Source organism: Sorangium sp. So ce590 (assembly GCF_051521365.1).
In the GTDB taxonomy this organism is placed as follows: Bacteria; Myxococcota_A; Polyangia; order Polyangiales; family Polyangiaceae; genus Sorangium.
On the sequence record NZ_CP150346.1, the window covers coordinates 5,585,774 to 5,600,210 of the forward strand.

General features: G+C 69.3%; 15 protein-coding genes. 11 read left to right on the forward strand and 4 right to left on the reverse strand.

The window, feature by feature from the left end; all coding sequences use genetic code 11:
- Positions 1-206 precede the first annotated feature (206 nt).
- From WMF28_RS20680 to WMF28_RS20690, 3 genes are all read left to right on the forward strand, one after another.
- The gene (locus WMF28_RS20680; protein ID WP_437603982.1) at positions 207-1,031 is read left to right on the forward strand and encodes an alpha/beta hydrolase; all 825 of its coding nucleotides are present in this window, start codon (positions 207-209) and stop codon (positions 1,029-1,031) included.
- A 113-nt stretch (positions 1,032-1,144) separates the two neighbouring features.
- Complete coding sequence (locus tag WMF28_RS20685; protein ID WP_437603983.1) at positions 1,145-2,932, forward strand: hypothetical protein; 1,788 nt, start codon at positions 1,145-1,147, stop codon at positions 2,930-2,932.
- A 161-nt stretch (positions 2,933-3,093) separates the two neighbouring features.
- The gene (locus WMF28_RS20690; RefSeq protein ID WP_437604282.1) at positions 3,094-3,609 is read left to right on the forward strand and encodes a putative immunity protein; all 516 of its coding nucleotides are present in this window, start codon (positions 3,094-3,096) and stop codon (positions 3,607-3,609) included.
- Here the strand turns inward: WMF28_RS20690 and WMF28_RS20695 are convergent.
- The gene (locus tag WMF28_RS20695; RefSeq protein WP_437603984.1) at positions 3,526-4,182 is read right to left on the reverse strand and encodes a hypothetical protein; all 657 of its coding nucleotides are present in this window, start codon (positions 4,180-4,182) and stop codon (positions 3,526-3,528) included. The two genes, WMF28_RS20690 and WMF28_RS20695, sit on opposite strands and share 84 nt — an antisense overlap.
- A 176-nt stretch (positions 4,183-4,358) precedes the next feature.
- On the opposite strand from WMF28_RS20695, the gene WMF28_RS20700 reads away from it, so the two are divergent.
- From WMF28_RS20700 to WMF28_RS20715, 4 genes are all read left to right on the forward strand, one after another.
- Positions 4,359-4,493, forward strand: a complete 135-nt coding sequence (locus tag WMF28_RS20700; RefSeq protein WP_437603985.1) for a hypothetical protein — start codon at positions 4,359-4,361, stop codon at positions 4,491-4,493.
- Positions 4,494-4,907: 414 nt separating this feature from the next.
- A complete protein-coding gene (locus WMF28_RS20705) occupies positions 4,908-5,660 on the forward strand; it encodes an SDR family NAD(P)-dependent oxidoreductase (protein ID WP_437603986.1) in 753 nt (250 codons plus the stop codon).
- A 114-nt stretch (positions 5,661-5,774) separates the two neighbouring features.
- Positions 5,775-6,413 (forward strand): TetR/AcrR family transcriptional regulator, encoded by a 639-nt coding sequence (locus tag WMF28_RS20710; protein ID WP_437603987.1) that lies wholly within the window; start codon positions 5,775-5,777, stop codon positions 6,411-6,413.
- Between the two features lie 298 nt (positions 6,414-6,711).
- Positions 6,712-8,304: a S28 family serine protease gene (locus tag WMF28_RS20715; RefSeq protein ID WP_437603988.1), complete on the forward strand. Its 1,593-nt coding sequence runs from the start codon at positions 6,712-6,714 to the stop codon at positions 8,302-8,304.
- 54 nt (positions 8,305-8,358) lie between these two features.
- Here the strand turns inward: WMF28_RS20715 and WMF28_RS20720 are convergent, their stop codons facing one another.
- Complete coding sequence (locus WMF28_RS20720; protein ID WP_437603989.1) at positions 8,359-8,940, reverse strand: LysR substrate-binding domain-containing protein; 582 nt, start codon at positions 8,938-8,940, stop codon at positions 8,359-8,361.
- Between WMF28_RS20720 and WMF28_RS20725 the strand changes: the two genes are divergently transcribed.
- The 4 genes from WMF28_RS20725 to WMF28_RS20740 all read left to right on the forward strand — a co-directional run bounded on the left by WMF28_RS20725 (position 8,935) and on the right by WMF28_RS20740 (position 12,764).
- On the forward strand, positions 8,935-9,873 hold the full coding sequence (locus tag WMF28_RS20725) for a hypothetical protein (protein ID WP_437603990.1): 939 nt from the start codon (positions 8,935-8,937) through the stop codon (positions 9,871-9,873). The genes WMF28_RS20720 and WMF28_RS20725 overlap by 6 nt on opposite strands.
- A 115-nt stretch (positions 9,874-9,988) precedes the next feature.
- Positions 9,989-10,516 carry a hypothetical protein gene (locus WMF28_RS20730; RefSeq protein ID WP_437603991.1) on the forward strand — a complete coding sequence of 176 codons (528 nt, stop codon included), beginning with the start codon at positions 9,989-9,991 and terminating at the stop codon, positions 10,514-10,516.
- A 339-nt stretch (positions 10,517-10,855) separates the two neighbouring features.
- On the forward strand, positions 10,856-11,383 hold the full coding sequence (locus WMF28_RS20735) for a nuclear transport factor 2 family protein (protein WP_437603992.1): 528 nt from the start codon (positions 10,856-10,858) through the stop codon (positions 11,381-11,383).
- Between the two features lie 313 nt (positions 11,384-11,696).
- Positions 11,697-12,764 carry a trypsin-like serine peptidase gene (locus tag WMF28_RS20740; RefSeq protein ID WP_437603994.1) on the forward strand — a complete coding sequence of 356 codons (1,068 nt, stop codon included), beginning with the start codon at positions 11,697-11,699 and terminating at the stop codon, positions 12,762-12,764.
- 83 nt (positions 12,765-12,847) lie between these two features.
- On the opposite strand, the gene WMF28_RS20745 is transcribed toward WMF28_RS20740, so the two are convergent.
- Positions 12,848-13,072: a hypothetical protein gene (locus WMF28_RS20745; protein WP_437603995.1), complete on the reverse strand. Its 225-nt coding sequence runs from the start codon at positions 13,070-13,072 to the stop codon at positions 12,848-12,850.
- A gap of 91 nt (positions 13,073-13,163) precedes the next feature.
- Positions 13,164-14,108 carry a hypothetical protein gene (locus WMF28_RS20750; RefSeq protein ID WP_437603996.1) on the reverse strand — a complete coding sequence of 315 codons (945 nt, stop codon included), beginning with the start codon at positions 14,106-14,108 and terminating at the stop codon, positions 13,164-13,166.
- Positions 14,109-14,437 lie beyond the last annotated feature (329 nt).

Below are 14,437 nucleotides of genomic sequence, written 5' to 3' on the forward strand. Positions count from 1 at the left end.
CACAACCGCTCGGCGCTGGACAAATCGAACATCACCGGAACTCCCATGCTCGCGCCGGAGCGAAATCGCCGGTGATCACGCGATCTCGATGGATGCCGCGCAACCGCGGGCGGCAGGGTGTGCGCCGATCCGCCGCAGGGGGGCGCGTGGAGTCTCACGTAGGTTCTCTGTTGCTCCAGCGGGGATGATTCAGCAGTCTGTCGCTCATGCGCACCTATCGCCCTCGACGCGTCTCCACGTGGTTTGCGCTCGCGTCGCTCGCTGCCCTCTCTGCCTGCGAGCGGCGGGCGGCGCCGCCCGCTGGCGGCGCCCCGGCGGGCCCCGGAACGGAGGCGCCGCCGGCCGCGCCGGTCGCGAGCGCGCCGGCGGCCGCCGCGGCGGCCCGGGTCGAGTACCTCGAGGAGGTCACGGGCGGCGCGGACAGGAGCGAGGCGCTCCCCCTGGTCGTCGCCATTCATGGGCTCGGCGATCGGCCCGAGTCGTTCGCGGGGGTCCTGGCGGGCGCCGACGTCAAGGCGCGCCTCATCGTGCCCCGCGGGCTCACGCCGTACGGGGACGGCTACTCGTGGTTTCCGCTCCAGCAGGCGCTCGCGAGCGAGGATGTCGGACAGGGCATCTTGCGCGCGGCCGCCGCGCTCGCGGCGACGATCGAGCGGATCGCCGCCGAGCGGCCGACGCGGGGCAAGGCCATCGTGACCGGCTTTTCCCAGGGCGGCGCGCTCACGTTCGCGCTCGCCCTGCACCACCCGCGCGCCGTCGGCGCCGCCTTCCCCGTGAGCGGCTGGGTCCCCCCCGCGGTGCTGCCCGGCGGAAGCGCGGTGGAGCCGGCGACTCCGGCGCTCGTCGCGCTGCACGGCGAGGCCGATCGGCGCGTCCCGATCGGCCCCACCCGCGACGCGATCGCGGCGCTCGACGGGCGCGGCGTCAAGGCGAGCCTGAAGAGCTACCCGGGTGTCGGCCACACGGTGAGCGGCGAGATGCGGCGCGATCTCCTGCAGCTCATCCGCCGCGCCGCCGCCGAGATGCGCTGATGTCTTTCCCGTCGTCGTCGGGAGCGCCGCGCGGGTCGTGGGGACGGCGACGTGCGGGACGCGCAGCGCCGATCTACACGGCGCGCCGCGCATACCCTATGTTGCGAGCTCGAATGGAACCGGACCTTTCCCCTCGCTTCGAGCGGTGGCTCTGCCACCCTCGCTTCTTCAAGGCCGTCTTGCTCCTCGCGCTCGCCCTGGCGGCGTCCACCATCACGCTCGCCTTCTACAGCGATGACTATATTCTGCTGTGCTATCTCGCGGAGCTTATCCCCGGCTCGCCGCCCTGGTACGATCTCTACAACTTCTTCGGCGGCGACCCGCACCGGACGCAGGCGAACATCGCCCTCACCGGGTTGCCGTGGTGGACCGATCCCGAGCTCAGGCTCCACCTCGTCCGCCCCCTGGCGAGCGCGCTGTTCACGCTCGAGAACGCCGTCTTCGGCCGCGCCCCGCTCGGGTATCACCTCGTCTCCATCGCGCTGTATGTCGCCCTTGTCGCGGCCGCCGGCAGGCTGTTTCTGCGGGTGCTCCCGGGCGCGACCGCGGCGCTCGCGCTGCTCATCTTCGCGGTGAGCGCGAGCCACATGCAGTCGGCCGGCTGGATCGCCTGCCAGCACCTCCTGCTCGCGGCGCTCCCGGTGGTGCTCGGGCTCTCGGCTTATCTCCGCTACCGCGAGGAGGGATGGCGCCCGGGGCGCTACCTGGGCCCGCTCGGGCTCGGGATCGGGCTCCTGGGCGGCGAGGCGGCGCTCGGCGGGGCAGCGTACTGGATCGCCTACCAGCTCGCCGGCCCCGCGCCGCCGGGCCGCGCGGCCGGCTGGCGCGCCCGGGCAGCCGCTGCGCTCCCGGTGCTCGGTCTCCTCGTGTACTTCGCCGCCTACAAGGCGGCCGGCGGCGGCGCCGCGCACACCGGCGGTTACGTCGACCCGCTCGCCGACCCGCTCAGGTTCGTGGCCACGGCGGCGGAGCGCCTGCCCGTCCTGCTCGGCAACGCCATCATGACCGTGCCCGCCGACTTCTCGACCGCGTTCCCCAAAGGCCCCTTCGTCGTCATCGGCCTCGCGGCGACCACCGGCGCCGCCCTGCTCTACCGCGCTTGCCTCCCGGCGATCCCCGAGCGCGAGCGCGCCGCCCTGCGCTGGCTCGTCCCCGGGGCGCTCCTCGCGTTCGTCACATGCCTCGGCGGCTTCCCCGGGTCGCGCCTCCTGCTGCTGCCGAACCTCGGGATCGCGCCGCTCCTCGCCGTCCTCGTCGTGCGCGGGCTCCGCCGCGGTCCATCGCGCGGGCTCGCGTCGTGGCCCCGCCGCGCAGGCGCGGGGTTTCTCGGCGTCGTGCACGTCGCGCTCGCGCCGCCGATGTTCCTCCTCGCCACCGTCTCGAGCGCGGACATCGCGCGGAAGCTCGAGGACGTCGCCCGCACCGCCGAGATCGGGGCGCCGCCCCGCAAGCGGGTCTTCATCGCCGCCTCCTCGGATCCCATGGCATCCATGTATCCTCAGGCGATCATCGCCCTGGAGTCGCCCGACGCCATCTCCTGCTGGGCGATGCTCTCGATGACCAAGGCGTCACACCGCCTCACGCGCACCGGCGAATCTTCGTTCACCCTCGCGCCCATCGGCCAGACGATGCTGACCGGAGCGTTCGAGAGCCTCTACCGCGCGCCGTCGTCGCCGCTCCAGCCGGGCTACGAGATCCGCCAGTGCGGCGGCACGATCCGGGTCGCCGAGGTCGAGGACGGGAAGCCCACGCGGCTCGAGATCGATGTGGGCGCGCCGCTCGAGGATCCAGGGCTCGTGCTCCTGGCATGGCGCGACGGGAAGCTCCGCCGCGTCGCGCCGCCCGCGGTCGGCGAGACGATCGAGCTCCCGTGGTCGCCGGGGCCGATCGGGCTCTTCTGAGCGACGTCCGGGCCCCCTGGGACCCGGCGGCTTCCGTGGCGGCCGCGGCGCCGTCGCGGAGCCCGCCGGCGGCAGACCGCGCCGCGGATTTTCCTGCTGAAAGCTCCGCTCCAGTATAGTGCTGAAGCGGTCCGCTCGGTCCTCGTGTCCCTGGCTCCTCCATCGCCCCAAGGAAGAAACGTGACCCACGGTTCATCACCATCCGCCGCGGAGGGCTCCTGGATGAACGCACCCATCACGCGTTGGCGATCTGGGCCGCAGATTGCGCGCAGCACGTCGCGGGGTTCTTCGATGAATTCAGGCCAGACGATGACCGGCCGCGTCGAGCGGTCGCGCTGGTGCGGGCTTGGACCCGAGGCGAGGCCACGATGAGAGAGTGTCACAAGGCGGCGTTCGCCTCCAACGCCGCAGGCCGCGAGGCGCCCCCCGCCGCCCGGTTCGCCGCCCTCTCGGCGGGTCAGGCGGTGGCCGTGGCGCATGTAGCCGCCCATGAGCTAGGGGCCGCGGCGTACGCCATCAGGGCTGCCAGGGAAGCGGCGCCATCGGGCCGAGGGGACGCGGCTGCGCGCGCCGAACGTCAATGGCAGTGGGAGCTACTGCCCGACGAGATCAGAGACCTCGTTCTTGACGACCAGAGGCTGCGAAACGCGCTCTGCTGGAGCGTGTTCGTCGACTGAGCCGACGGCGCTGCCCTGCTTCCGCAGCGCGACGCGGAGCGCGTGCCGGCCGAGCGCCGTGCGCCCGCGCCAGTGCTCGAGGTTGAAGTCCGTCGCCTCGATGAACCCGTATCCCACCCGGTCGCCCGACTGCACGCGGACGATCGCGACCCCGTTCGAGTGGTTGTTCGTGTGGGTGATGCCCCCGGTCGCGGAGGACGGGCACCTGCCGAGCAGCACCTTGCCCGCCGCGCCGGCGGTCAAGCTCATGTCCGCCGTGTTGTCGTAGACCTTCGCGTACCACCCCTCCCCGGGCCCGGCGCGGTAGATCCTGACGCTCGCGCCCGGCAGCGCGGCGCCGCTCGCGTCCCTCACCGTGAGCTCGTTCTGCGCCGGCAGGTCGTTCAGGTAGGCGCCGAGGTTCCCCGGTGCATTGTAGTTGCCGAGCGTGGCGCGGCGACCGCGGATCAGGTTCAGCGCCACCGCGCTGTGGCGGTCGACCGTCGGGCCATTGCCGTTCATCAGCCCGGTGTACGGCGTGTAGCGGACCGCATCGCGCCAGCTGTTCACGTACGGCATGTACGGGGTGCCCACGATGGAGGCGCCGTTCTCGAGGATGTCTATCCGGTCACCCGCCGAGACGTGGACGTTGAACCCGTAGACGTCGACGAGGTAACGCGCGTGGCCGAGCTCGTCGAGCAGCGACGCCTCGTAGTGGAACGGGTTGCTCGAGCTCCGCGTCGCGTGGTCCCCGTAGAACGTCCCGATCGATGCGTCGTTCGGGCGGCTCGTCCTCGAAGAGGCGCGCGGGCGCGTCGTACGTGCTCCCGTCGCGGATGGTGATCCGGTGCGAGGCGACGACGGGCGCGCTGGACTGTCGCTCGATCCACCCGAGCGAGCGGTGACTCGCCGGGTCGCTCTCGGCGATGCCGTTCCAGGCGGGGTCGCCGTATGCGTTGTACGTCGCGAAGCCCGCGATGGTCTTCGAGACGACGCCGAGGAGCGGGCCGCTCCTGCGCCCTCGCCCCGCGCTCGCTCCGGTCGCAGGTCGACGGTGACACAGCAAGCCTTGCGCAAGGCGCTCCGGGGGGACAGCAAGTCTTGCCTCGTCAGCAAGTTTTGCTGACTTCATGGCCAGCCCGCTCCGACGGGCGCGGCCTGGGAGCGGGCGAGGGCCGTGCATGATCGGCGCGACGTGTGCGGGCGGGCGCGAGCGCCTTGACAAACGGAACACCGTTCCGTATCGTCGACCATGACACGGCTTTGGCGGGTCGCTGGGTGAAATGCACCGCAGGTCGTAGACAAGAACAGGAACCACCATGCAAAACAGCCCCGTCGCCCTGGTCACCGGCGCTACAAAAGGAATCGGTCTTCAAATCGCGAAGGATCTCGCGGCGCACGGCTTCACCGTGCTCGTCGGGTCACGCAATTTCGAGCACGGGGAGACCGCCGCGAAGAGCGTCGGAGCGGATGCCCGCGCTCTCCAGCTCGACGTCGCGAATCAGGCCTCCATCGCCGCAGCCGCGGAGCGCATCCGGACCGAGCTCGGCCGTCTCGACGTGCTGGTGAACAACGCGGCCATCTCCCATGCGGGAAGGCCAGGCACCCCACTCCACGAGATAGGGAAGTCGAGCCGCGCGAGCGTCGCGTCCCTCGATGAGGTGCGCACGGTGTTCGAGACGAACGTGTTCGGCGTCCTCGCCGTCACGCAAGCGATGCTGCCACTCCTTCGTGAAGCGCCGGCAGCGCGCATCGTCAACGTATCGAGCGGCGCCGGCTCGCTGACGAGCAACGCGAACCCAGCCAATCCTATCCGCGAGATGTTCGGCGTCGTCTACACCGCCTCGAAGACCGCCCTCAACGCGATCACGCTCAGCTTCGCGATTGAGCTCGAGAAGACGAACATCAAGGTCAACGCCGCGTGCCCGGGCTTCACCGCGACGGCCCTCAACAACTTCGAGGGCACGCAGACCGTCGAACAGGCCGCGCGTGAGCCGGTACGCCTCGCGCTGCTTGACGCGAACGGTCCGACGGGCACGTTTTCGAGCGCCAGCGGTCCGATCCCCTGGTGATCGAGCGTCGCTTGGCGCTATACTTTGCCCGTCTTGACTCGAAGGTCTTCGAAGAGCGCCGCAGCTCACGCCGGAGCTGTTCCGCCAGCAGGATCCGTCCGAGGCAGGGACGACGTGAAACCCTCCGCGAGAGCCAAGAGACCCGACGCGGAGGCCACCGCGGCACGCAGCGTACGCGCCGACGCCCAGCGCAACCTCGACGCGCTGCTCGAAGCGGCCAAGGCCGTGTTCAGCACCTCGGGCGTGGACGCCCCCGTGCGTGAGATCGCCGCGCGGGCGGGCGTCGGTGTCGCGACGGTCTACCGTCACTTCCCGCAGCGCTCCGACCTAGTCGCGGCCGTGTTTCGACGCGAAATCGATGCTTGCGCGGCCGCCGCCCCCGCGTTGGCGCGCCAGCACGAGCCGGACGAAGCCCTGGCACGCTGGCTACGGCGATACACCAGCTTCATCGCGACCAAACGTGGACTCGCCGCGGCCCTGCACTCCGGTGATCCAGCTTTCGATAGTCTGCCTGCTTACTTCCGGCAGACCCACGAGCCAGCCCTGCAGTCGCTGCTCGACGCCGCGGCGACAGCCGGTCAGATCCGCGACGACGTCGCGGCGTACGACCTGTTGCGTGCGGTGGGCAACCTCGCCACCGCCACCGGGGAGGACGGAGCGCTCCACAGCCGGCGCATGGTCGACCTGTTGATCGACGGATTGCGCTACGGCGCCCCCGGGGCGGCTCCGAAAGGGCAACGCCGCTCGCGCTGACAAGCTGCGACGAAGGCTCTCATCGCCGAGGTCGCGTGCACGGTCGTTGGCGGGAGATTCTTGACAGGTCGGAATGGCTTTGCGCGGACTATCCTCCCGGAGGCTGTCATGTTCCGCATCGCCTGATACAGTACAACCCCTGGCGGAAGAGCGAGTGCGTCCGCTTGTTCGACGTATTTGCCTGCAGGGTTCGATCAAGCCCGGTCTCTTCGCTGGTCGCCCGTTCCGCATGGCTCGACACCTGGGCGGCGCGCAGGACGCCGACCACGCCGTTCCTTTGAGGTGTACTCTCCCGGACATGCAACCACTCCGGATGGCTTCTCTGACCCTTCCCTTTGCCCTCCTCGGGCTCGCCGCTTGCGGCGACGGCGCGGCGCCCCCGGGGCCCACGACCAGCACCCAGGCCACGACCAGCTCCAGCGGCGCCGGTGCGGACGGCAGCACGAGCAGCTCCTCGGCGGGCGGCTCCGGCGGCTCTGGCGGAGACGGCAGCACGAGCAGCTCCTCGGCGGGCGGCTCCGGCGGCTCCGGCGGCGCCGGCGGCGCCGGCGGCGCCGGCGGCGTCGTGCAGCCTGATGTCCTGGAGCAGCTCCGGGAGCTCCCCGGCGTCACGAACGTGGTCGAGGACCGCTCGGCCCTCGACGACTATCGCTTCTTCCTCATCGATTTCGACCAGCCCATCGATCACGCCGATCCGGCGGGACAGCACTTCTCGCAGCGCCTCGCGCTACACCACCGCGATGCCGGCGCTCCCTTGGTGCTCGCTAACTCGGGGTATTTCCTTATGGTGTCTTCAGAGTACCAGTACATCGATGAGCCGACCGGGCTGCTCGGTGGGAATCAGCTCAACATCGAGCACCGTTATTTCACTCCGTCGCGCCCTGAGCCGGCGGACTGGACGAGGCTCAACATCGAGCAGGCAGCCGCCGACCAGCACAGCATCTCCGAGGCATTCCACGCGCTTTACACCGGCCCCTGGATCTCGACCGGCGCCAGCAAGGGAGGGATGACCTCCGTGTATCATCACCGCTTCTACCCCGAGGACGTGGACGGCACCGTGGCCTATGTCGCGCCACACAGCAACTCCGTCGCGGACCCGCGGTACGTCGACTTCCTCAACGAGGTCGGCGACGCCGGCTGCCGGCAAGCCCTGAGAGACTTCCAGCGCGAGGCGCTGCTCCGGCGCGACGCCATGCTCGCGCGCATGGCCGAGCAAGCGACGATATTAGGGGTCACCTATGACCTCTTCGGGCTCGACGCGACCCTCGAGAGCACCGCCATCAGCTTGGCGTTCGGGTTCTGGCAGTCCCATGGGCAATATCGCTGCGCCGACATCCCCTCGCAAAAGGCCTCCGACAACGAGGTCTGGGGCTTCCTCGACGAGATCGGCTCGCCGCTCACCGCGTCCGATTCCTACATGCTCGCCCTTGAGCCCTACTACTGGCAAGCCTACACGCAGCTCGGCGCGCCGGCGATCGACACGTCCTACTTCGAAGACCTCCTGGTCTTCGACTGGGGAACCGTCGACGATCTGCCCAGCGTCCCCATCGAGCCGGAGTTCGACCCGGCGCCGATGCAGGACATCTCCGCCTGGCTGGCGACGGAGGGGGAGCGGATCCTCTTCATCTACGGGGAGACGGATCCCTGGACCGCCGGCGCCTTCGAGCTCGGCGGCGCGCGAGACTCGTATAAGCTCGTCATGCCAGGCGGCAACCACAGCGCGAGTATCGACGGCCTCGTCGCTGCGGATCAACAGACCGCGCTCACCGCGCTGGAGACCTGGACCGGCGTGAGCCCGCGCTCCCCGAGCCGCCTCCTGCGCTCGAGGCCGACGCCGCTGCCGCCGTCCTTCCAGCTGCTGCACCGCCTGCACCGCCGCTCCCACCGCTGATCGCGGGCAAGGTGAGATTTTCCCCTCCGGCTCTGCGCGCGAGAACGATGCGGCTCACCGCGATCGCGGACGTGCCCGCACGCGTCGCGCGTCGCTCAAGAATTGAAGATGCTCTTCGAGAGCGCTCCACACGGCGGCGATGCGCGGCACCTGGCGCAGGCTGCGCGGCGTGACGAGCCAGAGCTCGATCGCTGGACCTGCGGGTAGACCCAGATCGAGCGCCACCAGGTCGTCGTCCAGATCGAGCGCGCTGCGCGCCAAGACGGCGGCGCCAGGCCCCGCTCGCACGGCCTCGATCTGAGCAATATAGCTGCTCACGATGAGCTTCGGGACCTTCCTTGCGTGCCGCTTCACGTAGTCGTCCTCGACGGTGGACGTGCGGCCCAGATCGACGCCGCCCCAGTCGAGCTCGTCGAGGCTCTTCTTCGAGCGCTTGCGGTGGGCGATAGGCACCGTGGGCAGGGTGACGATGCGCGCGACCACCAGATCGCCGCTCTTCGGTCGGAAGAAGCGCACGGCCATTTCGGCCTCGCGATGGCCCAGGTCCGCCACCTCGTAGCTGGTCAGCAGGTGGAGCGAGACGCGCGGGTGTTTCTCGGCGAGCGCCGGGAGCACGCGCGGAATGACGCCGTGCACGGCGATCGACTCGGTGAGCGCAAGGCGAACCAGACCTTCGGCCTCTTTCTCGTGGACGCTGCGTCGCCGGACGGCGACGCAGCCCCGCACATGACCCTCGAGGAGGTCGCGGCCGCGGCCTCCCCACCCCCTGCGTTCGTCGATTCGGCCGGCGTGCGCTGGTTTTACGTCGGGCAGGTCGCCCGCACGAGCGCGCCCGCCGCCGACGGGGAAACCAGCGAGGAGCTCGCCGAGGACGAGGCCGCCGAGCTCGAGCCCCTGTCGCTCGTGTTCGCGGACGGGCGCGAGTACATCACGCGCGACACGCTGCCGCGCCTCGACATCGACATCCCTGGCAGCGGCGAGAACGTACATGCGCTGATCAATGGCTCCGACGGCCGCATGCAGATCGTGTCACCGGCGAACTTGTCCCCGCCGTTCTCGAGGGTCGTGTTCCTCGCCAACAGCAGTATTAGCTGTTCCGGGGCGATGTCAGAGCGGGTCGGGCATCTGGATCGACGACAAGCTGGTCGGCATCCTCAGCAATCACACGTTGTTCGCCAACCGCGCGGTCCGCATCCGCGACGAGATCGTGTCGGCGATGAACGACGCGCGCGCGGACTACCCTTAGCGCTTCACCCGATGCCCGAGCTGCACGATGCCATCGTCGTCAGGACTGCGGCGCTGCAGCGCTTCCGGTCGAGCTGGCTCTGCTCACACGCCGGGATCGTCCTCGTGAACGACGTGAGATCGGGCCCGCCGTCGGTCCGGTGCACGATGACCACGACGTCCGTCGGTCGTGGGCCAGTTCTTGACGTACACCGGGGAATCCTGGCGCTCGCCCGCGTCGACGGCCGGCTGCGCCACCGACATCAGATCGCCGAAGCCCACCGGTACGTCGAGCAAGATCACAAGCAAGGCGCCGTCGTCATCACCGTCGCGCACGACGACTGAGCGGGGCTACGCAGCGCATCCGGCCCTTTCGCCTGCAGGAGGCCCGGGAGGCTCGAAGCTCTTCTGGGAGGCCTATGTGACCCTGGGTCTGCCCCTGTCGCTTGAGAACGACGAGGTGCTGCGCGAGCAGCTCTACGGCTCGGAGGCGGTGCTCACCGGGCGGGACGTGGTCAACATCGACGACCCTATCAACGATGTGGAGGACGCCCACCGCTTGTTTGCCGTCACTCCGCCGGACAGCAACGTGCTCGCGGATATAGACGCTTCCGCCGTCTCCCGCGCGAACCGGCTCGATGCGATGCTCGACGCCATCCTCACCCGGCTGTCGCAGAGCGGTGACACAGCGGCCGGCTCGATCGTGGCGCCGACGCTGCTTCGCGTACGTCTGCTCGGTCTCCAGAGCACCGATTACGTCAAAATCCCGAGAGATTCAGCAGATTGGAAGAGAGCCGCAAGGGCGCGAGGGACGCAAGGGGAAGAGGGGAACAGGGCGGCGACGGAGGTGACGACCGACATCCCCGAGCACAGCGACCTTCACGACGCGCCCCGGACGGCGGTGGCGGCGAGCAGCGCGACCGATGCGCGATGCACGCGCGGGTCATGTCACGCTGCAGGCCGTGACATGTCACGCTGCAGGCCGTGACATGTCACGCTGCAGGCCGTGACATGTCACGCTGCAGGCCGTGACATGTCACGGAGAAATGAGCCGCAATTCATGGCGAGCGGCTCATTGTCCGGCGCATGGGGCGCGACGGTTCGAGAAGTCCAGCGGCTCCTGCGCATGGCACATGGCGTGCAATGCCCCTCCAAGCGAGGCCGAGCCGCGTCGAGCTTCCGGGACGCACCTGGTCGCGTTCTTCTCACGCTGGCAGGGGAGAAGGAACGATGGCCGACCGCTAGCCTCGAAGGGACGACAACAAGGACACACGCCGCGCCCTCGCGGCGAACCCGGCGAAGGAGAACGAACATGAAGAATGGTTCGATGAAAAGCCTCTGTCAGATGCTCGCCGCGTCGACGGCCGTGCTGGCGCTCGGAGGTACGATGAGCAGCGCCGAAGCCACGACCACCTGCACCAGCAGCTCGGAGGAAACTCAGATCGCCAGCCTGGTCGGGCAGCTCTATGAGGCATCCACCACGGGTGATATCGATTTCATCGACGATATCATCTCGAACGATCCGAGCGCGCTGTTCCTCGGCACGGCGCCGGGGGAGGTCTATGCCGGCCACACGGCCATCCTTCAATGGTGGGAGGACCTGTTCACCGGCCTCGACGGCCTTGGATACCCGAACGATGGGGGGCTCCCGATCGAGGCCACCGGAGGGCTCCTCCAGCTGAAGCAGCACGGCACCGTCGCGTGGGTGGCGGATGACCCGACGTTCGCTTTGCTGGGCGGCGACGTCCCGAGCCGATTGACCCTCGTCTTCCACAAGGAGAGTAGCGGACAGTGGAAGATCATCCAGGGGCACTGGTCCATCGGCGTGCCCAACGAGGATCTTCCCCTGCTGTGATCGTGGTCCTGAAGGGGCGGCTCGCACGTCGCTGACGCCGCCCCCTGCACGGCTATTTCGTCGGTGCGCAGCTCGCCGGGGTAGACCGACTTGTATGGACGTCGCAGAAGATGCGCTGCACGGGCGACGATCTGTACACGGAGGTTCAGCTTTTACCCAGGGACCCAGCGCACGATGGGGCTTCACGCCGACGGAGACGAAGCAGAGCCTGGCCTGGGTGAAGCGTCACGTCCGGCGGAGGCGGCGGCCAGGAGGAAGCTCCGTCCCCGTAGGCCTATCGCCGCAGGCCCCAGAACTCTGATACGAAGGAGGAATGCACTTTCTATCATTCCTCCAGTTCGCGCAGCGCGGGGGCCTCGTGGCCGCCGCGCTGTCCGTGGGCCTCGCGGCCTGCGCTGTCGACGGCGGGACCGACGCTGCGTCGCCGGACGGCGACGCAGCCCCGCGCATGACCCTCGAGGAGGTCGCGACAGCGGCCTCCCCACCCCCTGCGTTCGTTGATTCGGCCGGCGTGCGCTGGGTCTACGCCGGGCAGGTCGCCCGCACGAGCGCGCCCGCCGCCGACGGGGAGACCAGCGAGGAGCTCGCCGAGGACGAGGCCGCCGAGCTCGAGCCCCTGTCGCTCGTGTTCGCGGACGGGCGCGAGTACATCACGCGCGACACGCTGCCGCGCCTCGACATCGACATCCCTGGCAGCGGCGAGAACGTACATGCGCTGATCAATGGCTCCGACGGCCGCATGCAGATCGTGTCACCGGCGAACTTGTCCCCGCCGTTCTCGAGGGTCGTGTTCCTCGCCAACAGCAGTGTTAGCTGTTCCGGGGCGATGTTCGGCCCGCGTCACGTGCTCACCGCCGGCCATTGCCTGCACAGCGGCAAGCGCTCTGGGAACCACTATGGCCCGACCTCGGCGACGCCCGGTCGCGTGTGCGCGTCCGGCGCCGCCTGCGCGCCGTACGGCACCGCGGGCGAGCTCGCGCGCATCGTCTCGTCGTCGTGGCGCAGCGGTATCCGCCACCGCTGGCCGGACGATTGGGCGATCCTCATCCTCGACAGCAGCCTCGGCCTCAGCACCGGGTGGTTCGGAGCTGGATCGACGAGCTCGAGCGCGCTCCGGGACGCCCAGGTCACGACGTATGGATACCCGGGCGACAAGCCGGCGGGTACGATGTGGGGTATGTCGTGCGGCGTCGACACCGTGCTTGCACAAAAGTTCCGCTATGAGTGCGACACCATGAACGGCCAGAGCGGGTCGGGCATCTGGATCGACGACAAGCTGGTCGGCATCCTCAGCAATCACACGTTGTTCGCCAACCGCGCGGTCCGCATCCGCGACGAGATCGTGTCGGCGATGAACGACGCGCGCGCGGACTACCCTTAGCGCTTCACCCGATGCCCGAGCTGCACGATGCCATCGCCGTCAGGACAGCGGCGCTGCAGCGCTTCCGGTCGAGCTGGCTCTGCTCACACGCCGGGATCGTCCTCGTGAACGACGTGAGATCGGGCCCGCCGTCGGTCCGGTGCACGATGACCACGACGTCCGTCGGTCGTGGGCCAGTTCTTGACGTACACCGGGGACTCCTGGCGCTCGCCCGCGTCGACGGCCGGCTGCGCCACCGACGCGAGCGGCTCGTCGTCCTCCGGGGCCACGCAGCCAGACGCCGCCACGGCCGCCGAGGTGATGCTCACGAGGGCGAGAGGGGCTTGCCGGCGCAGCCCGCGGGCGCCTCGCTCGCCCCGAGCCGAGGACCAGCTCGGGGGCGAACGCAACGAGGACGCTTTACTCCATGGCCATCACCGCGGTCTCGCCCCCGATGTCCAGGCGCGAAAGAAACGATTCGACGGTCTCTACGGACAGGGAGGCATCCCTCACCATCAACGCGGATTCACGAACCCTGGTGAGCGCTGGAAGCCAGTCGAAGCTCGTGAGCTCGCCCGAGCTCGAGAGTCTGAGCTCGCCCACCTCCGCGAGGGCGTCGAAGCCGTCGAGGCCCGGGCCTTGCAGCAGATGCGTCTGAAAATTCGCGCCGACGCGGCGCAGGTTGCGCAGCGCGGTGAAGTCGTCCGTATGGTTGCGGAAGAGGGTCAGCGAGCCGTCGATATGGACGAGGGAGGAGAGCGGCTCCAAGGCGCCTGGCGTCGTGTCGCTCAGGTGGATCGAGCCTCGGAAGCGGGTGCATCCGGCCACGCTCGTGTAGGGCAGGATCACCAGATCGCTCGGCTGGCCACACACGACCGCCTCGGCGTCGGGGTCCGGCGGCTCCTTGGGAACGGCGTTCGTGAGGGACACCAGCGCGCCGCTGCGCACGTGCGACGTCGCGAAGGAATCCAATGCTTCAGCGGTCAGCTGCGCGTTGCGCCGAGCGATCATGGAGGCGCCGATCTCCGCGAGAGCAGGGAGCCACGAGAAGTCGGCAAAGCCGCTCTCGTAGAGCCACAGCCCGGAGACGTACTGGACCGACTCCAGGCCGCGCAAGGCTTCCGGCGCTGCCATGACCAGCAACCGATCTTCGATCCGCGTCAGGTTGGACAGAGGCCCGAGATCCTCAGGAGGCCCAAGGAGCACCAAGGACCCCGCTATTTCCCTGAGCTCCGTGAGCGCGTCGATCGCCTCGGGGCCATCCAGGCTCAGCAGATGAAGCGTGCCGAGAAAGCGCGTACAGCCGCGCAAGCGCTCCAGCTCGGGCGCGGGTCCGGTCGCGTCTTGAAGGATGTTCGCGCCCACCGCGATCACCTCTCCCGCCGTCCCACAGTCACGACCCTCCGGAGATCCCGCTTGCCCGCCCCCGGAGGGCTCGGCGCCCCCGGAGCCGCCGCTGCCAATCGTCGCCCCCCCTCCACCGCCCGCGCCGGCGCTCGAAGCTCCCGTGGAAGCGCCGCCTGTCGCACCGCTCGGGCCGTCGGAGGTGGTGCCACAGGCCGCAGCCCCGAGAAGCAGCAACGCCGCCGCACCGCTCAGCGCGCCGCAGCATGCCCTTTTCCTCATTCTTCCTCGCATGGTCGCTCGATTCTAACAGAATTCTCACGCGCGAAGGCTGCGCAGGTAGGAGGCAG